Annotated in this window: 26 protein-coding genes; 24 read left to right on the forward strand and 2 right to left on the reverse strand. The window is 66.3% G+C overall.

Annotation, left to right across the window (positions count from 1 at the left end; all coding sequences use genetic code 11):
* Positions 1 to 9: 9 nt before the first annotated feature.
* From RAN53_RS00290 to RAN53_RS00380, 19 genes are all read left to right on the forward strand, one after another.
* Positions 10 to 1,131, forward strand: coding sequence for a muconate/chloromuconate family cycloisomerase (locus tag RAN53_RS00290; RefSeq protein WP_305794817.1), 1,122 nt, complete (start codon positions 10 to 12; stop codon positions 1,129 to 1,131).
* Between the two features lie 63 nt (positions 1,132 to 1,194).
* Entirely contained in the window at positions 1,195 to 1,485 is a 291-nt protein-coding gene (catC, locus tag RAN53_RS00295) for a muconolactone Delta-isomerase (protein WP_305794818.1), read from the forward strand.
* 68 nt (positions 1,486 to 1,553) lie between these two features.
* Complete coding sequence (gene catA / locus RAN53_RS00300; RefSeq protein ID WP_305794819.1) at positions 1,554 to 2,528, forward strand: catechol 1,2-dioxygenase; 975 nt, start codon at positions 1,554 to 1,556, stop codon at positions 2,526 to 2,528.
* 78 nt (positions 2,529 to 2,606) lie between these two features.
* Positions 2,607 to 3,974: a Rieske 2Fe-2S domain-containing protein gene (locus RAN53_RS00305; RefSeq protein ID WP_305794820.1), complete on the forward strand. Its 1,368-nt coding sequence runs from the start codon at positions 2,607 to 2,609 to the stop codon at positions 3,972 to 3,974.
* 13 nt (positions 3,975 to 3,987) lie between these two features.
* Positions 3,988 to 4,476 (forward strand): benzoate 1,2-dioxygenase small subunit, encoded by a 489-nt coding sequence (gene benB / locus RAN53_RS00310; protein ID WP_305794821.1) that lies wholly within the window; start codon positions 3,988 to 3,990, stop codon positions 4,474 to 4,476.
* A gap of 22 nt (positions 4,477 to 4,498) precedes the next feature.
* Entirely contained in the window at positions 4,499 to 5,524 is a 1,026-nt protein-coding gene (benC, locus tag RAN53_RS00315; RefSeq protein ID WP_305794822.1) for a benzoate 1,2-dioxygenase electron transfer component BenC, read from the forward strand.
* The gene (benD, locus tag RAN53_RS00320; protein ID WP_305794823.1) at positions 5,521 to 6,300 is read left to right on the forward strand and encodes a benzoate diol dehydrogenase BenD; all 780 of its coding nucleotides are present in this window, start codon (positions 5,521 to 5,523) and stop codon (positions 6,298 to 6,300) included. The genes benC and benD overlap by 4 nt, the downstream gene beginning before the upstream one ends.
* Positions 6,301 to 6,402: 102 nt before the next feature.
* Positions 6,403 to 7,662, forward strand: coding sequence for a benzoate/H(+) symporter BenE family transporter (locus RAN53_RS00325; protein ID WP_305794824.1), 1,260 nt, complete (start codon positions 6,403 to 6,405; stop codon positions 7,660 to 7,662).
* Between the two features lie 523 nt (positions 7,663 to 8,185).
* Positions 8,186 to 9,160, forward strand: a complete 975-nt coding sequence (gene catA, locus RAN53_RS00330) for a catechol 1,2-dioxygenase (RefSeq protein WP_305794825.1) — start codon at positions 8,186 to 8,188, stop codon at positions 9,158 to 9,160.
* A 112-nt stretch (positions 9,161 to 9,272) separates the two neighbouring features.
* Positions 9,273 to 10,652 (forward strand): Rieske 2Fe-2S domain-containing protein, encoded by a 1,380-nt coding sequence (locus RAN53_RS00335; RefSeq protein WP_305794826.1) that lies wholly within the window; start codon positions 9,273 to 9,275, stop codon positions 10,650 to 10,652.
* 33 nt (positions 10,653 to 10,685) lie between these two features.
* Positions 10,686 to 11,174 (forward strand): benzoate 1,2-dioxygenase small subunit, encoded by a 489-nt coding sequence (gene benB, locus RAN53_RS00340; RefSeq protein WP_305794827.1) that lies wholly within the window; start codon positions 10,686 to 10,688, stop codon positions 11,172 to 11,174.
* A gap of 77 nt (positions 11,175 to 11,251) precedes the next feature.
* Positions 11,252 to 12,424: an ABC transporter substrate-binding protein gene (locus RAN53_RS00345; RefSeq protein ID WP_305794828.1), complete on the forward strand. Its 1,173-nt coding sequence runs from the start codon at positions 11,252 to 11,254 to the stop codon at positions 12,422 to 12,424.
* Positions 12,425 to 12,488: 64 nt separating this feature from the next.
* The gene (locus RAN53_RS00350; RefSeq protein ID WP_305794829.1) at positions 12,489 to 13,349 is read left to right on the forward strand and encodes a branched-chain amino acid ABC transporter permease; all 861 of its coding nucleotides are present in this window, start codon (positions 12,489 to 12,491) and stop codon (positions 13,347 to 13,349) included.
* A gap of 12 nt (positions 13,350 to 13,361) precedes the next feature.
* Positions 13,362 to 14,417 (forward strand): branched-chain amino acid ABC transporter permease, encoded by a 1,056-nt coding sequence (locus RAN53_RS00355; protein WP_305794830.1) that lies wholly within the window; start codon positions 13,362 to 13,364, stop codon positions 14,415 to 14,417.
* 3 nt (positions 14,418 to 14,420) lie between these two features.
* Positions 14,421 to 15,188, forward strand: coding sequence for an ABC transporter ATP-binding protein (locus tag RAN53_RS00360; protein ID WP_305794831.1), 768 nt, complete (start codon positions 14,421 to 14,423; stop codon positions 15,186 to 15,188).
* The gene (locus RAN53_RS00365; protein WP_305794832.1) at positions 15,185 to 15,916 is read left to right on the forward strand and encodes an ABC transporter ATP-binding protein; all 732 of its coding nucleotides are present in this window, start codon (positions 15,185 to 15,187) and stop codon (positions 15,914 to 15,916) included. Before RAN53_RS00360 ends, RAN53_RS00365 begins: the two co-directional genes overlap by 4 nt.
* Before the next feature lie 21 nt (positions 15,917 to 15,937).
* Positions 15,938 to 17,149, forward strand: a complete 1,212-nt coding sequence (locus RAN53_RS00370) for a benzoate/H(+) symporter BenE family transporter (RefSeq protein ID WP_305794833.1) — start codon at positions 15,938 to 15,940, stop codon at positions 17,147 to 17,149.
* An 84-nt stretch (positions 17,150 to 17,233) separates the two neighbouring features.
* Entirely contained in the window at positions 17,234 to 18,052 is an 819-nt protein-coding gene (locus tag RAN53_RS00375) for a universal stress protein (protein ID WP_305794834.1), read from the forward strand.
* A 96-nt stretch (positions 18,053 to 18,148) separates the two neighbouring features.
* Positions 18,149 to 18,553, forward strand: coding sequence for a DUF6455 family protein (locus RAN53_RS00380; RefSeq protein WP_305794835.1), 405 nt, complete (start codon positions 18,149 to 18,151; stop codon positions 18,551 to 18,553).
* Positions 18,554 to 18,605: 52 nt separating this feature from the next.
* Here RAN53_RS00380 and RAN53_RS00385 read toward each other — a convergent pair whose 3' ends face one another.
* Complete coding sequence (locus RAN53_RS00385; RefSeq protein WP_305794836.1) at positions 18,606 to 19,034, reverse strand: hypothetical protein; 429 nt, start codon at positions 19,032 to 19,034, stop codon at positions 18,606 to 18,608.
* 88 nt (positions 19,035 to 19,122) lie between these two features.
* Positions 19,123 to 20,118: an LLM class flavin-dependent oxidoreductase gene (locus RAN53_RS00390; protein ID WP_305794837.1), complete on the reverse strand. Its 996-nt coding sequence runs from the start codon at positions 20,116 to 20,118 to the stop codon at positions 19,123 to 19,125.
* A gap of 181 nt (positions 20,119 to 20,299) precedes the next feature.
* On the opposite strand from RAN53_RS00390, the gene RAN53_RS00395 reads away from it, so the two are divergent.
* The 5 genes from RAN53_RS00395 (at position 20,300) to RAN53_RS00415 (ending at position 26,179) form a co-directional block, all read left to right on the forward strand.
* On the forward strand, positions 20,300 to 20,473 hold the full coding sequence (locus tag RAN53_RS00395) for a hypothetical protein (protein WP_305794838.1): 174 nt from the start codon (positions 20,300 to 20,302) through the stop codon (positions 20,471 to 20,473).
* Between the two features lie 45 nt (positions 20,474 to 20,518).
* Positions 20,519 to 21,463 (forward strand): cobyrinic acid a,c-diamide synthase, encoded by a 945-nt coding sequence (locus tag RAN53_RS00400; RefSeq protein ID WP_305794839.1) that lies wholly within the window; start codon positions 20,519 to 20,521, stop codon positions 21,461 to 21,463.
* A 45-nt stretch (positions 21,464 to 21,508) separates the two neighbouring features.
* Complete coding sequence (locus RAN53_RS00405) at positions 21,509 to 22,693, forward strand: toxic anion resistance protein (RefSeq protein ID WP_305794840.1); 1,185 nt, start codon at positions 21,509 to 21,511, stop codon at positions 22,691 to 22,693.
* 73 nt (positions 22,694 to 22,766) lie between these two features.
* Positions 22,767 to 24,071 carry an ATP-grasp domain-containing protein gene (locus tag RAN53_RS00410; RefSeq protein WP_305794841.1) on the forward strand — a complete coding sequence of 435 codons (1,305 nt, stop codon included), beginning with the start codon at positions 22,767 to 22,769 and terminating at the stop codon, positions 24,069 to 24,071.
* A gap of 74 nt (positions 24,072 to 24,145) precedes the next feature.
* A complete protein-coding gene (locus RAN53_RS00415; protein WP_305794842.1) occupies positions 24,146 to 26,179 on the forward strand; it encodes a CocE/NonD family hydrolase in 2,034 nt (677 codons plus the stop codon).

The following is a 26,179-nucleotide window of genomic DNA, read 5'->3' on the forward strand; positions in this document are numbered from 1 at the left end:
GAGCCTCCCATGTCATCCGTGATCGAAAGCATCGAGACGCTGCTGGTCGACCTGCCGACCATCCGCCCCCACAAGCTCTCCATGACCACCATGGCCTGCCAGACCATGGTCATCGTGCGCATGCGTCACAGCGATGGCATCGAGGGCCTCGGCGAGGGCACTACCATCGGCGGCCTGGCCTACGGCCCGGAGAGCCCCGAGAGCATCAAGACCAACATCGATACCTACCTGGCGCCGCTGCTGATCGGCCGGCCCTCCGGTAATGTCAACGCCCTGCGCGCCCTGCTCAATCGTCATGCACGTGGCAACATGATCGCCAAGTCGGCGCTGGAAACCGCGCTGCTCGACGCCCAGGGCAAGCGCCTGGGCCTCAGCGTGGCCGAGCTGCTGGGCGGCGCTCGCCAGACCCACCTGCCGGTGCTCTGGACCCTGGCCAGCGGCGATACCGCCAAGGATATCGAGGAGGCACAGCTGCGCCTCGAACAGCGTCGCCACTGCGACTTCAAGCTGAAGATCGGTGCCAACCCGGTGGACCAGGACGTGCGTCACGTGGCCGCCATCAAGGAGGCCCTGGGAGATCGCGCCAGCGTGCGCGTCGACGTCAACCAGGCCTGGGACGAATCCACCGCCGTGTATGGCATCCAGGCCCTGCAGGATGCCGGCATCGAGCTGATCGAGCAGGCCATCCCGGCCCGTGAGCACGCCGGTCTGATCCGCCTGGCCGACCGCTTCAACGTGCCGATGCTGGCCGACGAGGCGGTGCAGGACGCCCGCGACGGCCTCGACCTGGTCCGCGGCGGTTTCAGCGGCGCCTTCGCCCTCAAGATCGCCAAGTCAGGCGGCCTGCAGGGCGTGCTGGAGCTGGCCCATGTGGCCCAGGCCGCGGGCATCGGCCTCTACGGCGGCACCCTGCTCGAGGGCACCATCGGCACCGCCGCCTCCCTGCACGCCTGGGCGGCCCTGCCCGAGATGGCCTGGGGCACCGAGATGTTCGGCCCGCTGCTGCTCAAGGACGACATCGTCGTCGAGCCACTGAACTACAGTGAGTTCGGGGTGGCACTTCCCAAGGGCCCGGGATTGGGTATCACTCTGGATGAAGACAAGCTGGCGCACTACGCTCGCAAGCACTGAGTCGCGCCATCACCGAGACGCGCCAGCACCGAGGTGTGCCAGCGCTGATTTGAGGAGAACGAGATGCTGTTTCAGGTGGAAATGACCGTCAAGCTGCCGACGTCCATGCCGGCCGAGCAGGCCGCCGAGATCAAGGCAACCGAGAAGGCCTACTCACAGGAGCTGCAGCGCTCCGGCAAGTGGCGTCACCTGTGGCGCGTGGCCGGCAGCTACTCGAACGTCAGTATCTTCGACGTCGAGGACAACGCGGAACTGCAGGAGCTGGTCAGCAATCTGCCGCTCTTTCCCTACATGGAAATCAGCGTCAAGCCGCTGTGCCGTCACCCGTCTTCCATCCGCGAGGACGACTCCTGAGTCGCGGTTGAAACACGCCAGTTCCCGCCAGCGGGTCAGCACCAGATAACGAACGAGGATAACCGACCATGACCGTGAAGATTTTCGATACTCCCGAAGTGCAGGACTTCCTGAAGACCGTCGCCGGCTTCGACCAGGAGGGCGGCAACGAGCGCTCCAAGCAGATCGTGCATCGCCTGCTCTCCGACCTGTTCAAGCTGATCGACGACTTCGACGTCAGCGAGGAGGAGTACTGGTCCGCCGTCAACCTGCTCAACGCCCTGGGCAGCCAGACCCAGTTCGGCCTGCTCTCGCCGGGCCTGGGCTTCGACCACTTCCTCGACATGCGCCAGGACGCGGCCGATGCCGAGGCCCAGCGCACCGGCGGCACGCCGCGCACCATCGAGGGCCCGCTCTACGTGGCCGGCGCCCCGGAAGCCGAGGGCTTCGCGCGCATGGACGACGGCCAGGACCAGGACGGCGAGGCCATGTGGCTGACCGGCCAGGTGCGTGACGTCGACGGCACCCCCATCGCCGGCGCCAAGGTCGAGATCTGGCACGCCAACTCCAAGGGCGGTTACTCCTTCTTCGACCAGACCCAGAGCGAGTACAACCTGCGTCGCACCATCTACACCGACGGCGAGGGTCGCTACACCGCGCGCAGCATCATCCCCTCCGGCTACGGCGTCCCGGAAGGTGCCCCCACCGACGTGGTGCTCAAGTCCCTGGGTCGCCACGGCGAGCGTCCGGCGCATATCCACTACTTCGTCTCCGCCCCGGGCCACCAGCACCTGACCACCCAGATCAACCTGGCGGGCGACCCCTACACCTTCGACGACTTCGCCTTCGCCACCCGCGAGGAACTGGTGGTGCCGGCCAACCGCATCGAGGATCAGGGCGAGATCGCCAAGCGCGAGATGGACGGTGCCTTCTCCGAGGTGGTGTTCGACGTCGAGCTGTCCAAGACCGACAGGCCCGAGCTGCAACATCGCCATGCCCGTCCGCGCGCCAAGGAAGACGAGCAGGACCAGGCCAGCCAGCTGGCCGGTACCGCCAAGGTCTAATCGGCACACACTCCCTTGACTCCGGTGGGCCCCCAGGGCCCGCCGGACCAATACGACAAGATACCGAGGATCTGGATCATGACCAGCAAGCTTGACCAACTCGAAGAGCGCGTCCGCGGCGCCGTCCAGGACGATGCCGATCAGGGCGTCTTCCGCTGTCACCGCAGCATGTTCACCGACCCGGCCTTCTTCGAGATGGAGATGAAGCACATCTTCGAAGGCAATTGGCTGTTCCTGGCCCACGAGAGCCAGATCAGTGAGCCCGGCGACTACATGACCGTGACCATGGGCCGCCAGCCGGTGGTCATCACCCGCGACAAGCAGGGTGAGCTGCACGGCCTGATCAACGCCTGCGCCCACCGCGGCGCCACCCTGTGTCGCCGCAAGCGCGGCAACAAGGGCACCTTCACCTGCCCCTTCCACGGCTGGACCTTCAAGAACGACGGCAAGCTGCTCAAGGCCAAGAACGAGAAGAATGGCGCCTACCCGGACGGCTTCAAGCAGGAGGGCTCTCACGACCTCAAGCGTCTGCCGCGCTTCGAGAACTACAAGGGCTTCCTGTTCGGCAGCCTGAGCGATGACGTCAAGCCGCTCGAGGAATACCTGGGCGAGACCACCAAGATCATCGACAACATCGTCGATCAGGCCCCGGAAGGCCTGGAGATCCTGCGCGGCACCTCGTCGTACACCTACAACGGTAACTGGAAGCTGCAGGCCGAGAACGGCGCCGATGGCTACCACGTCAGCTCCGTGCACTGGAACTACGCCTCCACCATGGACCGCCGGAACTACGACGCCGGCGGCACCAAGGCGGTGGACGCCGACGGCTGGTCGAAGAGCCAGGGCGGCTTCTACTCCTACGAGAACGGCCACATGCTGCTGTGGACCCGCCTGCTCAACCCCGAGGTGCGTCCGGTCTACCAGCAGAAGGAGTGGATCGAGAAGGAGTTCGGCGAAGCCCGCGCCGACTCCATCGTCAACCAGACCCGCAACCTCTGCCTCTACCCCAACGTCTACCTGATGGACCAGTTCTCCACGCAGATTCGTGTGATTCGACCGATCAGCGTCGATGAGACCGAGGTGACCATCTACTGCTTCGCGCCCAAGGGTGAGTCGGCCGAGAACCGCCGCGTGCGCATCCGCCAGTACGAGGACTTCTTCAACGTCTCCGGCATGGGTACGCCGGACGATCTGGAGGAGTTCCGTGCCTGTCAGGAGGGCTACAATGGCGCCCTGGCCGAGTGGAACGACCTCTCGCGCGGTGCCAAGCAGTGGATCGAGGGCGCCGACGACAACGCCCAGGCGATCGGCATGAAGCCGCTGCTTAGCGGTGCCTCTCCCGAGGACGAGGGTCTCTACGTGCTGCACCACAAGCACTGGGTCGACGAGATGCTGCACGCCATCGAGAAAGAGCGCAGCCAGTTCATCGCCACCGCGTCTGAATAAGGGGAGAGAGACCATGAGCATTAACTACCAGGAACTCCAGGCCTTCCTGTACCGCGAGGCACGCCTGCTCGACGACCGCCAGTGGGACGAGTGGCTGGAGTGCTACAGCAAGGACGCCGAGTTCTGGATGCCAGCCTGGGACGACGACGACCAGCTGAGCCGTGATCCGCACAGCGAGATCTCGCTGATCTACTACCCGAACCGCGAGGGGCTCGAGGACCGGGTCTACCGGATCAAGACCGAGCGCTCTGGGGCGAGCACGCCGGAGCCGCGTACCACGCACCTGGTCAGCAACATCGAGGTGCTCAAGGAGGAGGGCGACACCCTGGAGCTGCGCTTCAACTGGCACACCCTGGTGCATCGCTACAAGAAGACCCTGGAGTTCTTCGGCAGCTCCTTCTACACCCTGGACGTGTCGGGAGAGCAGCCGCTGATCAAGCGCAAGGTAGTGCAACTCAACAACGACTATATCCACCAGGTCATCGATATCTATCACATCTGACCCGGTGACGGAGGAAACGACCATGAGCTACACCATTGCCCTCAACTTCGAGGACGGCGTCACCCGTTTCATCGGCTGCAAGGACGGCGAGACGGTTCTCGACGCCGCCTACCGCCAGAAGGTCAACCTGCCCATGGACTGCTCCGACGGTGTCTGTGGGACCTGCAAGGGGCACTGCGAGCAGGGTGAATTCGACATGGGAGACGAGTATCTGGAGGAGGCGCTCTCCGACGAGGAAGCCGCCGAGGGCCAGGTGCTGACCTGCCAGATGGTGCCGTCCTCCGATTGCGTCATCCAGGTGCCCGTCGCCTCCACCCTGTGCAAGACCGCGGTGGGCAAGGTCGAGGGTACGGTAGCCGCGGTCGAGCAACTCTCCGAGGACAGCATCGAGCTGGTGGTGGACCTGGATGAAGGCGCCGAGCTCACCTTCCTGCCCGGCCAGTACGTGCATATTGACGTGCCGGGCACCGAGGCGCATCGCTCCTACTCCTTCAGCTCCCTGCCGGGCGAGCAGCGGGCCACCTTCCTGATCCGCAATATCCCCAACGGGGTGATGAGCGGCTATCTCGGCGAGCGTGCCGCGGCAGGGGACCGCCTGGCGCTGACCGGCCCGATGGGCAGCTTCTACCTGCGTGACGTCGCCCGCCCGGTACTGATGCTGGCCGGTGGCACCGGCCTGGCGCCCTTCCTCTCCATGCTCTCCCAACTGGTGGATAAGGGCTGCGATTCGCCGATTCACCTGATCTACGGCGTCAACAAGGATGATCACCTGGTCAAGGTGGATGCCCTGGAGGCCTTCGCCGAGAAGCTGCCCGGCTTCACCTACTCGACCGTGGTGGTGGACGAGGCCAGCGAGCATCCGCGCAAGGGCTATGTGACCCATCACATGGATGCCGAGGTGATGCACGATGGCGACGTCGACGTCTACCTGTGTGGTCCGCCGCCCATGGTCGATGCGGTGCTCAAGCACTTCGACGCCCAGGGCATCGTGCCGCAGAGTTTCCACTACGAGAAGTTCACGCCCAACGAGGCGGGGAGCAAGGCATGAGTCGCTTCACCGATAAGGTCATGGTGATCACCGGTGCCGCCCAGGGGATCGGGCGGCGGGTTGCCGAGCGGGCTGCCGCCGAAGGCGCCCGCCTGGCCCTGGTCGATCGCGCCGACCTCGTGCAGGAAGTGGTGGCCGGCCTGGTCGAGCAGGGCGTCGATGCCATCGCCGTGCAGGCCGACCTGGAGACCTGGGAAGGCGCCGAGCAGGTGATGGACCGCTCGCTCGAGCATTTCGGACGGATCGACATCCTGATCAACAACGTGGGCGGGGCGATCAACTTCAAGCCGTTCACCGAGTTCAGCGCTACCGAGATCTCGGCCGAGATCACCCGCTCGCTGATGCCGACGCTGTGGTGCTGTCGTGCGGTGCTGCCGACCATGGTGGAGCAGGGGGGTGGCGTCATCGTCAATGTCTCCTCGGCGGCCACGCGCGGCATTCACCGCATTCCCTATTCGGCGGCCAAGGGTGGGGTCAACGCCATGACCGCCTCGCTGGCCTTCGAATATGCCGAGCATGGCATCCGGGTGGTAGCCACCGCGCCGGGCGGCACCGAGGCGCCGCCGCGGAAGATCTCCCGGGGCACGCCGGAGCCGCGCAACGAGACCGAACAGGCCTGGTTCCAGGCACATATCGACCAGACCAAGCAGAGCTGCCTGATGGGCCGCTACGGGACCCTGGACGAGATGGCCGCACCGATCCTGTTCATGGCCTCCAGTGACGCCAGCTACATCACCGGCAGCGTGCTGCCGGTGGCGGGTGGTGACCAGGGCTAACGACCTCCGTGTGTGAAAGCGGCCCTGAGGGGCCGCTTCATCCCCTGGCTTTCATTGCCCCAGACCCCTGACAGCAATCACAACAACCCCCTGGAGCATCCCATGAAACACCTCGAGAAGGGCGTCGGCCTCGCGACGGCGCCACGTGACTTCCTGCGCGACCTCAATGTCGATAACCTGAGCGCGGGTCTGGTGGCCGGTATCTTCGGCCTCAGCGCCGGCATCATCCATATCAGTGCGGGTACCGCGGCCGGACTTCCCCAGGAATTCACCCTGCTGTGGGTGATCAGTTACCTGTTCATCAATGGCCTGTTCGGTATCTTCCTGCCGGCCTTCTACCGTCTTCCCCTGCCGGTGGCCAACTCCATTCCCGGTGCGCTGCTGTTCGCTGCCATCATTCCCATCGTGGGCCTCAACGAGGCCCTCGGAGCCACGCTGATCGCGGGCGCCATCTCGCTGGTGGTGGGACTGGCCGGCTGGATGAGCCTGGTCATGCGGCTGATTCCGATGCCCATCGTCATGGGCATGGTGGCGGGCGTGTTGCTGAAGTTCGGCACCAATATGGTGATGCCGCTGCAGAATGCGCTGCTGCCGGCAACGATCATGATCCTGTCCTTCTTCTTCTCCGCGCGCTACCTGAGGCGCATTCCGCCGCTGGTGGTCACCCTGTTGGTGGGTGTCGTCTATATGGCACTCTCCGGCGCCGACTTCTCCAGCGTGGAGTTCTCGTTCAAGATGCCCGAGTTCATCATGCCGGCGTTCTCCCTGCAGGCCTTCCTGGCCTACGGTCTGCCGCTGGCGCTGATCCTGGTCGGCATGGAGACCCCCGCCGGGGTGGGGCTGGTCAAGGGCATGGGCTACAAGGAAGCGCCGGCCAACGCCATCACCGCCGTCGGCGGCATCGGCACCATGGTGTCGGCCTTCTTCAACCTGCACAGCACCTGCATCGCCGCGCCGATGACCGGGATCTGCTCCTCGCCCGAGGCGGGCACCCACGACAAGCGCTGGGTGGCGGCGGTGATCGTCGGCATCATCTTCGTGGTGACGGCGCCCTTCTATGGCTTCGTGTTCAGCCTGATCGAGGCGATGCCCAGCTACTTCATCGCCATCATCGCCGGCCTGGCGCTGCTGCGTGTGATCAGCTCGGCCATGCACATCACCTTCTCCGGCAAGCATGAGGTGGGGGCGATGTTCTCCTTCCTGATCGCGGTGTCGGGGCTGCAGATCTTCGGTATCGGTGCCTCCTTCTGGGCGCTGGTACTGGGGGTTGGCCTCTCGATGCTGGTGGAGTTCCGGGATTTCGACTTCTCCCAGGAGCGTGCCGCCCTGCGCAAGCGCTTCCCGGCGAAGAACCCTGGTTGACGGCCCTCGGCCGGCACCGGCGGCCGGTTCCGTTTCATGATGCAATCCTCCTTGGCCCGTGGCTGTCTGTCAGCGCGGGCCCTTTTTCGTCCAGAGGGAAGACGCCTGCCGGACATGGCTCATTCTTTTGTCTGATGTCGCGGCATCGCCAGAGTTGACCTATCGTTCATGGAGGGTGCAAGGCGTTGCTATCCATGGGGCCTTGCCCCCGGTAGTGTCCATCCAAGCCCTCATGGCCCGCTACGAGTGGGCAGCCTGGTCGACGCCTGGGACCAGGCCTTGCGGCATGTTGTTCTATATCTCCTTGATTAATTGTCCATTTCTCGGCCATTCCGGTCCGCCTTATGCGCATTCCGGTCGCCGCCTTCCAATACCCGGAGAGTATGGATGGCAACCCAAACGATATTGGAGAGGAGGAAGGGGGCTGACCAGAATCAGGGGCACAAAAAGGAACCGACCCTTGGCCCGTGCACTCCCCCTGACGCCTGCGCAGGCCATAACGATAACCAGAGAGTGTGACACCATGACCGTGAAGATTTTCGATACTCCCGAAGTGCAGGACTTCCTGAAGACCGTCGCCGGCTTCGATCAGGAGGGCGGCAACGAGCGCTCCAAGCAGATCGTGCATCGCCTGCTCTCCGACCTGTTCAAGCTGATCGACGACTTCGACGTCAGCGAGGAGGAGTACTGGTCCGCCGTCAACCTGCTCAACGCCCTGGGCAGCCAGACCCAGTTCGGCCTGCTCTCGCCGGGCCTGGGTTTCGACCACTTCCTCGACATGCGCCAGGACGCGGCCGACGCCGAGGCCCAGCGCACCGGCGGCACGCCGCGCACCATCGAGGGCCCGCTCTACGTGGCCGGCGCCCCGGAAGCCGAGGGCTTCGCGCGCATGGACGACGGCCAGGACCAGGACGGCGAGGCCATGTGGCTGACCGGCCAGGTGCGTGACGTCGACGGCACCCCCATCGCCGGCGCCAAGGTCGAGATATGGCACGCCAACTCCAAGGGCGGTTACTCCTTCTTCGACCAGACCCAGAGCGAGTACAACCTGCGTCGCACCATCTACACCGACGGCGAGGGCCGCTACACCGCGCGCAGCATCATCCCCTCCGGCTACGGCGTCCCGGAAGGTGCCCCCACCGACGTGGTGCTCAAGTCCCTGGGTCGCCACGGCGAGCGTCCGGCGCACATCCACTACTTCGTCTCCGCCCCGGGCCACCAGCACCTGACCACCCAGATCAACCTGGCGGGCGACCCCTACACCTTCGACGACTTCGCCTTCGCCACCCGCGAGGAGCTGGTGGTGCCGGCCAACCGCATCGAGGATCATGGCGAGATCGCCAAGCGCGAGATGGACGGTGCCTTCTCCGAGGTGGTGTTCGACGTCGAGCTGTCCAAGACCGACAGGCCCGAGCTGCAACATCGCCATGCCCGTCCGCGCGCCAAGGAAGACGAGCAGGACCAGGCCAGCCAGCTGGCCGGTACCGCCAAGGTCTGAACGTCCTCCATTTCCTTGCCCACTTCCGACGTTCTTCACGGAGCAGGCCCGCCGCCAAGGCGGTGGGCCCCGCTGAAGGCAACCACGACAAGACAACAAGAGGTATCGGATCATGACCAGCAAGCTTGACCAACTCGAAGAGCGCGTCCGCGGTGCCGTCCAGGACGATGCCGACCAGGGTATCTTCCGCTGTCACCGCAGCATGTTCACCGACCGCGACTTCTTCGAGATGGAGATGAAGCACATCTTCGAAGGCAACTGGCTGTTCCTGGCCCACGAGAGCCAGATCAGTGAGCCCGGCGACTACATGACCGTGACCATGGGCCGCCAGCCGGTGGTCATCACCCGCGACAAGCAGGGTGAGCTGCACGGCCTGATCAACGCCTGCGCCCACCGCGGCGCCACCCTGTGTCGTCGCAAGCGCGGCAACAAGGGCACCTTCACCTGCCCCTTCCACGGCTGGACCTTCAAGAACGACGGCAAGCTGCTCAAGGCCAAGAACGAGAAGAATGGCGCCTACCCGGACGGCTTCAAGCAGGAGGGCTCCCACGACCTCAAGCGCCTGCCGCGCTTCGAGAACTACAAGGGGTTCCTGTTCGGCAGCCTGAGCGATGACGTCAAGCCGCTCGAGGAGCATCTGGGCGAGACCACCAAGATCATCGACAACATCGTCGATCAGGCCCCGGAAGGCCTGGAGATCCTGCGTGGCACCTCGTCATACACCTACACCGGTAACTGGAAGCTGCAGGCCGAGAACGGCGCCGATGGCTACCACGTCAGCTCCGTGCACTGGAACTACGCCTCCACCATGGACCGCCGCAACTACGATTCCGGCGGCACCAAGGCGGTGGATGCCGACGGCTGGTCGAAGAGCCAGGGCGGCTTCTACTCCTACGAGAACGGCCACATGCTGCTGTGGACCCGCCTGCTCAACCCCGAGGTGCGCCCGGTCTACCAGCAGAAGGAGTGGATCGAGAAGGCGTTCGGCGAGGCGCGTGCCGACTCCATCGTCAACCAGACCCGCAACCTCTGCCTCTACCCCAACGTCTACCTGATGGACCAGTTCTCCACCCAGATCCGCGTGCTGCGTCCCATCGACGTGGACAAGACCGAGGTGACCATCTACTGCTTCGCGCCCAAGGGCGAGTCGGCCGAGAACCGCCGCGTGCGCATCCGCCAGTACGAGGACTTCTTCAACGTCTCCGGCATGGGTACGCCGGACGATCTGGAAGAGTTCCGTGCCTGTCAGGAGGGCTACAACGGCGCCCTGGCCGAGTGGAACGACCTCTCGCGAGGTGCCAAGCAGTGGATCGAGGGCGCCGACGAGAACGCCCAGGCGATCGACATGAAGCCGCTGCTCAGCGGTGCCTCTCCCGAGGACGAGGGTCTCTACGTGCTGCACCACAAGCACTGGGTCGACGAGATGCTGCGCGCCATCGAAAAAGAGCGCAGCCAGTTCATTGCCACCGAACGTTCGACCGAGAGTGCCTAAATCCGGCACGCACCAAGAAGGGGAGACATCGTTATGAGCCTTAGTTACCAAGAGATCCAGGCCTTCCTGTACCGCGAAGCGCGCCTGCTCGACGACCGCCAGTGGGACGAGTGGCTGGAGTGCTACAGCAAGGACGCCGAGTTCTGGATGCCGGCCTGGGACGACGACGACCAGCTGAGCCGCGACCCGCACAGCGAGATCTCGCTGATCTACTACCCGAACCGCGAGGGGCTCGAGGACCGGGTCTACCGGATCAAGACCGAGCGCTCTGGGGCGAGCACGCCGGAGCCGCGTACCACGCACCTGGTCAGCAACATCGAGGTGCTCAAGGAGGAGGGCGATACGCTTGAGCTGCGCTTCAACTGGCACACCCTGGTGCATCGCTACAAGAAGACCCTGGAGTTCTTCGGCAGCTCCTTCTACACCCTGGACGTGTCGGGAGAACAGCCGCTGATCAAGCGCAAGGTAGTGCAACTCAACAACGACTATATCCACCAGGTCATCGACGTCTATCACGTCTGAACGCGATGGAGAGCACCGGGACAGGGACGTCCCCGCACGACAGTCAGTCCAAAAACAAGCAACCCCTGAGAGTCACCATGAAAAAGCTCAAGAAGACCGCCCTCGCGACCCTGCTGGGCACCGCTACCCTGATGTCTGCCTCCGCCGCCATGGCGGACAACCACCCGGTCAAGGTCGGCCTGATGCTGCCCTACTCCGGCACCTACACGGCGCTGGGCGAGGCCATCACCAACGGCCTCAAGCTTGCCATCGAGCAGAACGGTGGCCAGCTCGGCGGCCGTGAGGTCGAGTATGTGCAGCTCGATTCCGAGGCCAACCCCTCCAAGGCGCCCCAGAACATGAGCCGCCTGGTCAAGGGCGATGGCGTCGACTTCGTCATCGGCCCGGTCCACTCCGGGGTGGCCATGGGCATGCTGCGGGTGGCCAAGCAGACCGGCGCTATCACCATCATCCCCAATGCCGGCCTCGAGGCCGCCACCAACCAGCTGTGCATGCCCAACGTCTTCCGCACCTCGTTCAGCATGTGGCAGAACAGCTTCCCGATGGGCAAGGTGGCCTATGAGCGCGGGCACCGCGAGGTCGTGACCATCACCTGGGACTACGCCGGCGGCAAGGAGGACGTGGCCGGCTTCAAGGAGGCCTTCGAGGCCGAGGGTGGCGAGATCGTCGAGGAGATCCTGGTGCCCTTCCCGAGCACCGAGTTCCAGAGCTATCTCACCCAGATCGCCAGCATCGCCCCGGACGCCGTCTACACCTTCTTCGCCGGTGGCGGCGGGGTCAGCTTCGTGCGCGACTATGCCGCCGCCGGCCTCAAGGAGAGCATTCCGCTGATGGGCTCGGGCTTCCTGACCGAGGGCAACATCGCGGCCATGGACGGCGCCGGCGAGGGCGTGCTGACCACCATGCACTATGCCGAGACCCTCGACAGCGAGGAGAACCAGGCCTTCGTGTCGGCCTACGAGGACGCCTTTGAGGTGACCCCGGACACCTACTCGGTGCAGGGCTATGACACCGGCGCCATGCTGGTCCAGGCGCTCGACGCGGTCGGCGGCAACACCGAGGACCGCGATGCCCTGATCGAGGCCCTGGCCAATGTGGAACTCGAGAGCCCGCGGGGCCTGATGAGCTTCTCCGACTCCCACCACCCGATCCAGAACGTCTACCTGCGCGAGATCCGCGATGGCAAGCACGAGGTCGTCGGCATGGCCGCCGAACAGCTCGAGGTGCCGGATGACGCCTGCCAGATGTAATCCGGTCAACGTCTGACTTCTCGGGGCGAGTCTGGCTCGCCCCTTTCATCGCGGAGAAGATCTCATGGATCTCGCATTCTTTGGCGTGCAGCTCCTCAATGGGCTGCAGTACGGGCTGCTGCTGTTCCTTATTGCCAGTGGCCTGACCCTGATCTTCGGCATCATGGGCATCATCAACCTGGCCCATGGCGCCATGTACATGATCGGGGCCTACCTGGTCTGGGACCTGACCATGCGGCTCGGCAACTTCTGGCTGGCCATCGCCGTTGCCATCCCCATCGCCGTCGCCCTGGGGCTGATCATCGAGCGGTTGTTCCTGGATACGCTCTACAAGCGCGACCACCTCTACCAGGTGCTGCTGACCTTCGGCCTGATCCTGGTGATCAACGAGGCCCAGCGCATCATCTGGGGTGGCGATGTCCACAGCGTGGCTATCCCGGCACCCTTCGAGGCCAGCCTGCAGCTCACCGACAACCTGCAGTACTCGGTCTACCGGCTGTTCGTGATGGGCGTCTGCCTGGCCCTGGCCGGCGTCATCTACTGGGTGATCCGCCATACGCGCCTGGGCATCATCATCCGCGCGGGGGCCGTCAACCGTGACATGGTGGAGGGTCTGGGCATCAACGTGCGCACCCTGTTCACGCTGATCTTCAGCGTTGGCGTCGCACTGACCGCCTTCGCCGGCATGATCGCCGCCCCCTTGACCTCCATTACCCCGGGCATGGGCGACAGCATCCTGATCACCTGTTTCGTGGTGGTGGTGATCGGCGGGATCGGCTCGATCAAGGGCGCCTTCTGGGGTGCCATCCTGATCGGCATGGCCGAGACCTTCGGCTCGGTGTTGATCCCCAGCATTGCCAGCATGGTGATCTACCTGATCATGGCTGCCGTGCTGCTGGTCAAGCCCCGCGGCCTGTTCGCTTGAGGAGACTGAGACATGTTGCATAGATATCCCAAGCGCGTCGCCGTCATCATGCTGGTGCTGCTGGCCATCGTCGCGACCTTCCCACTATGGGGTCCGACACTCTTCGGCAGCCAGTCCGACTTCATGCTCGAGAAGCTGACCCTGATGGTGATCCTGGCGCTGTTCGCCATGAGCCTGGATCTGCTGGTGGGCATCGTCGGCCTGGTCAGCCTGGGCCACGCGCTGTTCTTCGGCCTCGGCGCCTATACCCTGGCGTTGGCCAGCCCCGATTTCGATCCGGCCTCCATGTGGTGGATGCTGCCGCTGGTGATGCTGGTATCGGCCGTCGCCGCCCTGGTGGTGGGCCTGCTGGTGATCCGCACCAAGGGCATCTTCTTCATCATGACCACCCTGGCCTTCGGCCAGATGCTCTACTACCTGATCAGCACCGCACCCTTCGCCGGCGGTACGGATGGGGTCTTCATCATGTTCCGCCCCGATGTCACGGTCGGCGAGACGGCCCTGGTGGATATGAGCGATCCCCACACCTTCTTCTACTTCTGCCTGGGGATGCTGGTCGCGGGCTTTCTGTTCCTGCGCTGGCTGACCCGCTCCTACTTCGGCCAGGTGCTCGACGGCATCCACGACAACGAGCACCGCATGCAGGCGCTCGGCTATGCCACCAACGGCTACAAGCTGGTCGCCTTCGTGATCGCCGGGGTCCTCGCCGCCATCGCCGGCATGCTGGCGGCCATGCAGTACGGCTTCGCCAACCCGGCCCAGCTCGGTTGGCACACCTCCGGGGAGGTGCTGATGATGCTGATCCTCGGCGGCATGGGCACCATCTTCGGCCCTATCCTCGGCGCCTTCGCCTACGAGATCCTGCTCTATATCTACGAGCACCTGACCATGCACTGGCCGATCCTGATGGGCCTGACCATCATCGCCGCGGTGCTGGTGCTGCCGCGAGGCATCGCCGGCGTGATCATCGATCCGCCCTGGCGGCGCAAGGCGACATCCGCTGAGGAGGAAGAGACGCCTGATGACAAGGCCTCCGCGCGGCCCGTTACCCAGAGCAAGGAGGGTTAAGCCATGAGCCAGGAACCGATTCTTGTTACCCAGGGCTTGACGCGACGCTTCGGCGGGCTGGTGGCGGTCAACGGCGTCGACTTCGACGTCCGGCCGGGCGAGATCCACGCCATCCTCGGGCCCAATGGCGCCGGCAAGAGCACCCTGATCAACCTGCTGTCGGGGGAGATTCCCCCCTCGGAGGGTCAGGTGCTGTTCCACGGCAAGCCCATCCAGGGCAAGAGCGTGCGCCAGATCGCCCGCATGGGCATCGGCCGCAGCCACCAGAAGACCAATATCTTCCCGCGCCTCAACTGCCTGCAGAACTGCGAGCTGGCGGCACGCATCCACATGGGCGGCGTGTTCGGCAGCTGGCGTTCCCGCCAGCGGGCCCGGGAGGTTGGCGAGCGGGCGCTGGAGGTGCTCGAGACCTGCCACCTGGTCCATCGTGCCTATACGCCGGCCGCCGACATGAGCTATGGCGAGCAGCGCCAGCTGCAGATCGCCATGGTGCTGGCCACGGCGCCCACCCTGATGCTGCTCGACGAGCCCATGGCCGGCATGGGCCGTGAGGAGACCGTGCAGGTCACGGAACTGCTCGAGAGCCTCACCGACCGCTACACCCTGGTACTGATCGAGCACGACATGGACAGCGTCTTCCGCTTGGCCGATCGCATCACCGTGATGGTCGACGGCTGCGTGCTGGAGAGCGGCCCCACCGAGCAGATCCGCGCCAGCGAGAAGGTGCGTGACGTCTATCTCGGGCGCCACCACGAGGAGGCTACGGCATGACGGCACAGCAACAGATCACCCCGCTGATCGATGCCCGCGGGCTGCATACCTACTATGGCGAGAGCCACATCCTGCACGGCGTCGACCTCACCCTGATGCCTGGCGAGACGCTGAGCCTGCTGGGGCGCAACGGCATGGGCAAGACCACCACGCTGAAGTCGATCCTCGGCTTCGTGCCGCCGCGTCGCGGCGAGGTGCGCATTAAGGGGGTGTCGACGGCGAAGCGTCGCCCCTGGCAGCTGATCCGCCAGGGCATCGGCTATGTGCCGGAAGGGCGCGGCATCTTCCCGGGCATCAGCGTGCGAGAGCACCTGATCATGGCCGCCCGCCCCAACGAGCAGGGCGAGTCGCCCTGGACGCTGGAGCGGGTGCTGGATACCTTCCCGAGGCTCGGCCAGCGCATCAACCATGACGGCTCCTTCCTCTCCGGGGGCGAGCAGCAGATGCTCTCCATCGGCCGGGCCCTGACCCTCAACCCGGACCTGATGATCCTCGACGAGGCCACCGAGGGGCTGGCACCGCTGATCCGTGACGAGATCTGGAAGATCATCCACGAGATCAAGGCCTCGGGCATCGCCACCATCATCGTCGACAAGAACATCGACAACCTGCTCGATGTGGCCGAAAAGCACATCCTGCTGGTCAAGGGAGAGGTGGTCTACAGCGGCGACTCCCGAGGCCTGAAGGACGATCCCACCATCCTCGACACCCACCTCGGCGTCGCCTGAGGTGTGACGGAGAGACGTTGCATGCGACTTCACAAGGATTGGTCGATACCCGCGATCACCGCCGGCTTCGTGGCGGTGCTGGTTTCCTACTCCGGCCCCCTGGCGATCTTCTTCCAGGCGGCCCAGAGTGCCGAGATCTCCACGGCCATGATGACCTCCTGGGTGTGGGCGATCTCCATCGGCGCCGCCGTCTCGGGGATCGCCCTCAGCCTGTGGCTGAAGGTGCCCGTGGTCACCGCCTGGTCGGCACCGGGCACGGCGCTGCTGGTCACGCTGTTCCCCGGGCTGTCACTGAACGAGGCGGTGGGGGCCTATCTCACGGCGGCGGCGGTGATCTTCGTGATCGGCATCACCGGCTCCTTCGACCGCATCATCCAAATGATCCCACCGGGCATCGCCAGCGCCATGATGGCGGGCATCCTGTTCCAGTTCGGGGTCGGGGTCTTCGTCTCCCTGGAGGCGGTGCCGGCGCTGACCCTGGGCATGATCCTGACCTACCTGGTGTTCAAGCGGCTGACCCCGCGCTACAGCCTGGTGGCGCTCCTGGTGGTCGGCGTCGTCCTGGCCGTGGTGTTCGAGGATGCCAGCCTCGAGGGCGTGACGCTGAGCCTGGCCGACCCGCAGTTCATCCGTCCCGAGTGGAGTTGGAACGCCACCCTGAGCCTGGCCATCCCGCTGGTGCTGGTCAGCCTGACCGGCCAGTTCCTGCCGGGCATGGCGATCATGCGAAGCTCCGGCTACAACACGCCGGCCAGGCCGATCGTCACCGTGACCAGCCTGACCTCCTTCGTCACCGCCTTCTTCGGCGGCATCACCACGGTGATTGCGGCGATCACGGCGGCGATCTGCACCAGCAAGGAGGCCCATGAGGATCCCGCCAAGCGCTACGTGGCCGGGGTCGCCAACGGGGTCTTCTACCTGATCGGCGGCACCTTCGCTGGCACCATCGTGCTGCTGTTCACCTCGCTGCCCGGCGAGTTCGTGGCGGTGCTGGCGGGCCTGGCGCTGATCGGCGCCATCACCAGCAACGTCAGCGCCTTCGCCGCCCACAAGGACCACCTGGAGGCCTCGGTGATCACCTTCATCGCCACGGCCTCGGGCATGAGCTTCCTGGGGCTGGGCTCGGCCTTCTGGGGGGTGGTGGTCGGCGCGTTGGCCTATGCCCTGCTGCACCGGCCGCTGCCCGGCATCGGGCGCAAGGCCAGGCAAGCACAAGCCCGCAAGCAGTCCTGATTACCGCGATCCAGGAGCAGTTCTTCAAGGGCAATCCTTCAAGAATAATTCTTCAAGAACAGTGCTTTTCAGAGGAGTCCGACGATGGACAAGATTCATGTGGCGATGGACGAGAGCGATGCCTCCCTGCGCGCCCTCACGCTCGGCCAGCAGTTGTCCCGGCAGTTGGCGGTGCCGCTCTGCGTGACCTCCGTGGTGGCCGGCGAGGAGCGGGTCGAGGCTCGGCGCGCGGCCCTGCAGTCGCGCCTGGCGGACCAGCAGGCGGCAGACGCCAGCATCGAGGTGGCCGTCCACGCGAGTGCCAAGGACTACCTGGGCCGGCTGGCCGGTCGCGACGACGTGGGGCTGTGCATGATGGCCCACGGCCGGCGGCCGGTACCCGAGATGCTGATCGGCAGCGTCACCGCCGGCGTCGTGCGGCGTGCGAACCGGCCGGTCTACCTGTGCGGGCCGCGCTTCGATGCGAAGGCGCATCGCCAGGTAAAGGTGCTGATGGTCTGCGTGGATGGCTCGAAGCTCTCCGAGGCGATCCTGCCCCATGCGGTGGCACTCTCCAAGCGGCTGGACGCCCGCCTGCAGCTGCTGCAGGTCATCGACACCGCGGCCGCCGCGGCGGTGCCGCTGGATGGCGGCCATGCCGATGTGATGGAGTCCGGCTATGTGCATGGCCTGGCGCGGCGCCTGCGCGCCGAACATGCCATGGACCTGGACTGGGAGGTGCTGCACGGCGACCCGGCGGATTCCATCGTCAGCTACCTGGCGGACTGCCAGGACACCATGCTCGCCATGACCACCCACGGGCGCAGCGGGCTCTCCCAGGTGGTGGCCGGCAGCGTCAGCCACGAGGTGCTGCACGAGGTGCGTTGCCCGGTGGCGGTATTGCGCCCGGCCGATGTCGGCTGAGTCCCCAGTCCGCTGCCAGGCTGATGCAGGTCAAGGCGGCGTGGACTGGACTGGCCTAGTGTGAGCTCATGGATCTGACCTGAAGGAGGCCTCCCCATGACGACACTACGCGACGGTATCCACGCCACGGCCGGACGCCTGGCACACACCATGGCCGGTGCCTGGCGGCGACACCGCGAGTACCGGGCCTGGCGGGACCTCGACGAGGCCGGGCGCGAATCACGCCTGAATGACCTGGGGCTTTCGCGGATAGACTCTCCGCTGTTCTGGTCCGACGGGGGCTCGGCGACCGACCTGCTGCCGCGCATGATGGCGGTCCACGGCATCGATCCCATGACGCCCCTGGTGGTCGGCAATGGCGTGAAGCGCGACCTCGAGCGGGTCTGCACCCTGTGTCCGCACAAGGCGCGTTGTGCGCGGGTGCTGGCTGGCACGCCTGCGCCCGAGACCTGCGACTTCTGTCCCAATGCCGGCACCCTGGAGGCGCTGGGCAGCCATTGAGTGAACAGCTTGATCGACAGGCAAGGCCCGCCGCGCTGGCGGGCCTTGCCGTTCAGGGGCGGTCGGCGTCCTTGTGTTCTTCCTCCCGGGTCTCCCCGCCCTTGATTTCATAGTCACCCTCCAGCACCTGCTGTTCGGTGTAGCTGCCGCCGGCGGTGTGCGTCTCTCGATAGCGGCTCTCCTGATAGTGGAAGCTGCCGCCATCCACGTCCTCCGCCTGCTCGGCGCGCATCTGTTCCATGCGCTTCTTCAGGCGATGGCGCAGCAGCGGCATCAGTGCCCAGCCCAGCACCAGGAAGATCAGGCCGAACACCATGGCCACGATCATCAGAGTGCCGAACAGCAACCAGGCGAGCAGCATCTTGAGGCTGTCGAGCAGGCCGCCGCCCTGACTCTGGCGCGCGCGCTGCTGCCATGCCTGAGCGGCGCGCCAGGCGGGGTTCTGGCGGGGGTCACGGTGGGGGCCTTGGGAATCGGGCATATGACTCTCCTGCGGGGCGGCGCCACCTGGCGCCGCGAACATGAACTGCCCCTTGGAAAGCCGGGAGGCAGGGTTCGTTCCTTCCAGGCTACCCCTTCCACACCTCGGCGACGATCTCGTAGCTTCTCAGGCGGTCTTCCAGGGCATAGACGTCGGTGTTGAGCATCAGCTCGTCGGCGCCGGTCTGCTCGAGGAAGGCCTCCAGGTCGTCACGCACGGTCTGCGGGCCGCCGACGATGGCCGCCCCCAGGAACTGCTGCAGCTGCGCCTCCTCCATGGGCGTCATCTCGAGGTGCTCCACCGGCGGTTTCGCGCAGGTACGACGGCCGCGGATCATGCCCAGGAACTTCTGCCGGGAGGTGGTGGCCAGGTACTCGGCATGGGCATCGGTCTCGGCGGCGATCACCGGCAGGCCGACCATGGCGTGGGGGCGCTCGAGCACCTCCGAGGGGCGGAAGTTGTCGCGGTAGAGGCGCAGCGCCTCGAACAGGTAGCCCGGGGCGAACTGGGCGGCGAAGGCGAAGGGCAGGCCGAGGCGCGCGGCGAGCTGGGCGCTGTAGCCGCTGGAGCCCAGCAGCCAGATCGGCACCTGGGTGCCCTGGCCGGGCACCGCCCGCACTCGCTGGCCGGGCTGCTCGTCGCCGAGGAAGCCCTGTAGCTCCTGCAGGCGCTGGGGGAAGTCGTCCACTCCCGCATAGGGATCACGGCGCATCGCCGCCATGGTGGCGCCATCGGAGCCCGGGGCGCGGCCCAGGCCCAGGTCGATGCGCCCGGGGTAGAGCGTCTCCAGGGTGCCGAACTGTTCGGCGATCACCAGCGGTGGGTGGTTGGGCAGCATGATGCCGCCGCTGCCTACGCGGATGCGCTCGGTGGCCCCGGCCACATGGCCGATCAGCACCGCGGTGGCGGCGCTGGCGATGCCCTCGATGCCGTGGTGCTCGGCGAGCCAGTAGCGGGTGAAGCCCAGGCGCTCGGTCTGCCGGGCCAGGGCCACGCTCTCGCGGTAGCTGTCGGCGGCATTGCCGCCCTCGCGGATCGGGGCAAGGTCGAGAACGGAAAGGGGGGTATCGGCGAGACGTGACATGGCGGCTCCGGTTGGGGCGGATGAACAGTTAGCCTGCTGGTAATGGTTGATGGGGGCACATCCCTCCCGATGCAATGCCGGCCGGACCGAGCCGATGTTCCACTATATCGAGCCGCCCTATGGCGACGTGGCGGCGGAGGTCGTACGCTCTGGGTATCAGTGGTGAAATCGGACTTCCGCCATGTCTTTCTTACCGATCGCGGGTGAGCGTCGCCGTCGGGGGGCTACCCGACGGCGAGTGCCCGCTGCCCGCGGCGCACGCTTCGATCGCTGGCTCGATCGCCTGGTCGATACCGCCGTGATCATCGCCCTGCTGGTGGGGGGCTTGGCCCTGGTCCTTACCCTGTTGCTCTAGTCGCTTGCCGCGCCCCCCTCCGATGCATAAAGGATGGTTTGCCCCATGCTGGGATTCCTGCAGGGATTTTCCTATGGTCTCTTCCTGACCTGCCTGCCGTGGCTGCTGGTGGGGCTGGTCAATCCGCGTCTGGCCGTGCCGTTCGACCCGCCCGGCCGCCTGCAGGTCATCCTGCGCTACGCCCTGATGGTGCCCTTCATCAGCATGCTGCTGTGGCTCACCTCGTTGTGGGGCGGCTTCGGGCCGACCCTGATAGGCTGGCTCGCCGGGCTGGTGGCGGTGCCGGTGGCGCTGCCGCTGGAGCGTCGCCTGCGTGGCTGGCTCGCTCGGCGGCGCGACAAGCGCCGGGAGGCGGGGCGGGCGTCCGAAGATGCCCGCCGCCGAGCGCAGCAGCAGCGCGATGCCCACGAGGCCGACCTGGCGGTCCTCGACCCGGCACGGCCGCCGGCGGATGCCGACGACCTGGTGCTGGCCCTGTGCCGGGCCAAGCAGGGGCTGGTCGACGCACGCCGCCCCGACCTGGCGGTGCAGGCCGACCGGGTCTACAGTCGCTACCGCCATGTGCTGGAGGTGCTGGGGAGCCGCTTCGACAGCGGCGAGCTGGCCTTCGCCCGCGCCCGGGGACTGGTGGTCGAGGTCTGCCGCGCCGCGGTGGATACCCTCGACGCCATGGCCTCCCGGGCCGGCGGGGTGGCGAACGTCGACGGTGACTTCGTGCGGCGTCGCCTGAGTCGCGAGGGCCGGGCGCTGGGGGCGCAGGAGCGTGCCGCCCTGGTGCGGCGGCTGGAACTGCTCGAGGAGACCGAGAAGGGGCTGCGCGAGCTGGCCGCCCGCAACGAGTCGGCGCTGACTGTCCTCGACGACACGGCCGTCTCCCTGGCGCGCATCGAGACCGGGCGCCCCCAGGCCTCGGTCACCACAGAGCAGGCGCTGGAGGAGCTGCGTCGCTTCGTCTCCCGTGCCGACCGCTACGGGCGTGGCCGGTCCTGAGGCCGGCCCTTCCCACGCCCCGACCCGATTCTTCGAGAGGTGCCCATGACCCAGCAACCCGAACGCGAGTCCCGCCTGTCGCTGCCCCCGGTGGAGGAGATCGCCCATCAGCTGGACGGCAGCGGCGCTGACGGCGGCGCAGACCACGCGTCGCTTTCGGCCGAGGCCGATGCCTTCGTCGACGAGCTGGTCGCCGGCGGCGATGCCGGGGCCATGGCGCGCCAGCGACGCGCCGTCGACGAGCTGGGCCTCGAGCTGCAGCAGCAGGCTGCCCACCAGAGCGCCATGCTGCAGACGCCGCTGCGCCAGCTGGCCCACCACGGGGACGAGGGCGGCCCCGTGGCCAGGGCCCTGGTCGACCTGCGCGGCCGCATGCAGGAGCTGGACCCGGCCCGGCACCGCCTGTCGCCGGGTCCGCTGGATCGCGTGCTGGCTCTGCTCCCGGGCGCCGGCAGTCGCCTGCAGCGTTACTTTCGCAAGTTCGAGACGGCCCAACAGGCGCTGGACGCGATCATCGCCGACCTGGAAGGGGGGCGCGACATGCTGCATCGCGACAATCTCACCCTCGGCGACGACCAGCAGTCGCTGCACGAGAGCCATCTCCAGCTGCAGCGCCAGGTCACGCTGGGACGGCTGATCGACGAGCGGCTGCAGGCGGCCATCGCCCGACGCGAGGAGGAAGACCCCCAGCGGCGCTTCCTCGAGGAGGAGCTGCTCTTCCCGCTGCGCCAGCGTATCGTCGACCTCCAGCAGCAGCTGGCGGTGAGCCAGCAGGGCGTGCTGGCGCTGGAGGTGATCATCCGCAACAACCGTGAGCTGATGCGTGGCGTCGACCGCGCCATCAACGTCACCGTCTCGGCACTGACCGTGGCGGTCACGGTCGCCCTGGCCATCGCCAACCAGCGGCTGGTGCTGGATCGCGTCGAGGCGCTCAATGCCACCACCTCGGAGATGATCGGCGGCACCGCACGGGCGCTTCGCCAGCAGGGCGTGGACATCCAGCAGCGGGCCTCGTCGGCGATGCTCGACATGCAGGCCCTGGAGCAGGCCTTCGGCGAGGTGATGGGGGCCATCGACGACCTGTCCCGCTATCGCCGCGAGGCCCTGCCGCGGCTGGATGACCAGATCGATCGGCTGGCCACCCTGGCCGGCCGGGGCGGCGAGGCCATCGATCGCCTGCAGCGCGGCCACGAGGGAGAGGACGCCATCGGGCCCGACCGGCACGGCTGACCCTGCATCCCGCGCGCACTGGACTATGCTGCTCGAAGGTACCGGGTCCGGCGCGCGACGGAGGGACAGGGCGATGACCGAGGAAAAGAACATCTTCGTGGTGGGGCTCAACGACTTCAACCGCCAGCGTCTCCAGACGCTGCGGGGGGCGGGGCAGTGGCGCTTCCACGGGGTGATCGCCCCGGAGGCGGTCTACGACACCGAGGAATTCGACATCGCCGCCATGCTGGCGGAGGCCACGGCACAGCTCGAGGCCTTCGAGGGCTCCATCGACGCCATCGTCGGCTACATGGACTTCCCGGTCTCGACCATGCTGCCGATCCTCTGTGAGCGCTTCGGCACCCGCACTACCTCGCTTTCGAGCCTGCTCAAGTGCGAACACAAGTACTGGAGTCGCCTGGTGCAGCGCGAGGTGATCCCTGCCCATATTCCGGCCTTCACCGCCTTCGACCCCTTCGATGACGAGGCGATGACCCGGATTGGCGAGGCGGGGCTCTACTTCCCCTTCTTCATCAAGCCGATCAAGTCCTCGGGCTCGCGGCTGGGCTTTCGCATCGATACCCCCGAAGATTTCTACCATGCCATCGAGCAGCTGCGTGACGCCATCGGCCTGATCGCCGCCCCCTTCAACACCGTGCTGGAGCAGGCGCAGCTGCCGCCGGAGGTGGCCGCGGTGGACGGCCACTTCTGCATGGCCGAGGAGATCATCGGCGGCTGGCAGTGCACCGTGGAGGGGTATGTCTTCGAGGGCGAGGTGGTGAGCTACGGTATCGTCGATTCGCTGCGCTACCCGCAGGTACTGAGCTTCTTCCACTACCGCTATCCCTCGGGCCTGCCCGAGGCGATCCAGGTCGAGATGGTCGAGCTCACCGACACCATCATGACCCATATCGGCTACGACAACGCCGCCTTCAACGTAGAGTACTACTGGGACGAGGTGCAGGGGCGCATCTGGCTGCTGGAGATCAATACGCGTATTTCTCAATCCCACTGCGACCTCTTCGAGAAGGTCGATGGCGTCAGCAACCAGCAGGTCACCATCGACCTGGGGCTGGGACGGCGTCCCGACATGCCCCATCGCGAGGGCGAGTTTCCCATGGCGGCCAAGTTCTTCTACCGGGTGTTCTTTGTCGATGCCCTGTTGACCCGGGTGCCCACGGCGGCAGAGGTCGCCGCGCTCGAGGCCGACTTCCCGGGCGCGATGATCGACGTCCAGGTGGCGGAAGGGCAGTGGCTCTCCGCGCTGCCCGAGCAGGATGCCTACAGTTTCGCGCTGGCGCATGTGTGGATGGGTGCGGCGTCAGCCGAGCAACTGCTCGCCGATTATGACCGGCTGGCGGCGCGCCTGGTGTTCGAGTTCGACAACATCCAGGGCTGAGAGCATCCCGCCAGGAGCAGGTTTCAAGGGGCTGATTCCAGGGGCTGATTCAAGGGACCAAGGAGAGCAGGACCATGCGTATCGTCACCGACTTCCCGCGCCGGGTCATGGAGGAGGAGACCTGGATTCCCCTGGCGGACGGCACCCGCCTGGGCGTCCGCATCTGGCGGCCGGTGGACGCCGAGCGTCACCCCGTACCGGCCATTCTCGAGTACCTGCCCTACCGCAAGCGCGACCTCACCGCCGAGCGTGACGTCCAGGTTCATCCCTACTGGGCCGGCCATGGCTACGCCGGGGTGCGGGTCGACATCCGCGGTACCGGCGAGTCCGATGGCGTGCTCACCGACGAATATACCCCCCAGGAGCTCGAGGACGGCCTGGCGGTCCTGGAGTGGCTGGCCGCCCAGCCCTGGTGCACCGGGGACGTGGGCATGGTGGGTATCTCGTGGGGTGGCTTCAACGGCCTGCAGATCGCCGCCTTGCAGCCGTCCCAGCTCAAGGCGGTGATCACCATTTGCTTCACCGACGACCGCTACGCCGACGACATCCACCACATGGGCGGCTGCCTGCTTGCCGATAATCTCTCCTGGGCCTCGACCATGTTCGACGGCAATGCCTGCCCCCCCGACCCCGAGCTGGTGGGGGAGCGCTGGCGGGAGATGTGGCTCGAGCGCCTGGACGGCAGCGGCCTGTGGCTCGCCCAGTGGCTCGAGCATCAGCGCCGCGACGACTACTGGAAGCATGGCTCGGTCTGCGAGGACTACGCGGCCATCCAGTGCCCGGTCTATGCCGTCAGTGGTTGGGCAGACGGCTACTGCAATGCGGTGTTTCGTCTGCTCGAAGGCATCGATGTCCCGCGCAAGGGGCTGGTCGGCCCCTGGGCCCACAAGTATCCGCATCTCGGGGTGCCCGGCCCGGCCATCGGCTTCCTGCAGGAGTCGCTGCGCTGGTGGGATCAGTGGCTCAAGGGCGAGGAGACCGGGATCATGGAAGAGCCCATGCTGCGACTTTGGATGCAGGATTCGGCCCCGCCCTCGGCCCGCTACGACGAACGCCCCGGGCGCTGGGTCGCCGAACCCGATTGGCCCTCGCCGAACATCCGCCCCTGGGCACTGCGGCTGACCCAGGGGCACGACCTGCTGCCCGAAGAGGGCGCGGCAGGTGGCGATCGCGAGGCGACCCTGGATATCCGCTCACCGCTCTCGGTGGGGCTCTACGCCGGCAAGTGGTGCTCCTACAATGCGCCGCCGGATCTGCCCCATGATCAGCGCGACGAGGATGGCGGGGCGCTGATCTTCCAGACCCCCCGCCTGGATGCCCCCCTGGAGATCTGCGGGTCACCGGTGGTCGAGCTGATGCTCGCCGCCGACCAGCCGGTGGCCATGGTGGCGCTGCGCCTCTCGGACATCGGCGATGACGACAAGGCCACCCGGGTCTCCTACGGCCTGCTCAACCTCACCCACCGCGACAGCGACGAGTACCCCGAGCCCCTGGAACCGGGCCGTTGCTATCGCGTGCGTATCCCGCTCAAGCATATCGCCCAGCAGTTCGCCGCCGGTCACGCCATCCGCCTGGCGCTCTCCACCAGCTACTGGCCGCTGGCCTGGCCGTCGCCACGTCCGGTTCGCCTGACCGTGTGGCCCGCCGAGAGCCGGCTATGGCTGCCGCTGCGCGAGCCGCGGCCACAGGAGGATGCGTCTCTGGCGCCTTTCGCCGAGCCCGAGGGGGCGCCGCCCCTGGCCAAGACGCTGCTGCAGCCGACCCAGGAGACCTGGCGGGTGATCCGCGACCTGGCCAACGACGAGACGATGCTGGAGGTGATCCATGACGAGGGGCGCTACCGGATCGACGATATCGGCCTGGAGATCGCCGCCCGGGTCACCGAGCGTTACCAGTACGCCTACGGTAACTATGACAGCGTCAGCGGCTGGACCGAGTGGCAGCGCAGCTTCAGGCGCGGCGACTGGGAGGTTCACACCCTGACCAGGACCCTGCTGACGTCTGATGCCGACAACTTCCGCATCCGTGCCACCCTGGACGCCTGGGAGGGGGATACCCGCATCTATGCGCGGACCTGGGACGAGACGATCCCCCGCGATCTGGTGTAG

It is taken from the genome of Halomonas sp. SSL-5 (genome assembly GCF_030708455.1).
In the GTDB taxonomy this organism is placed as follows: Bacteria; Pseudomonadota; Gammaproteobacteria; order Pseudomonadales; family Halomonadaceae; genus Halomonas.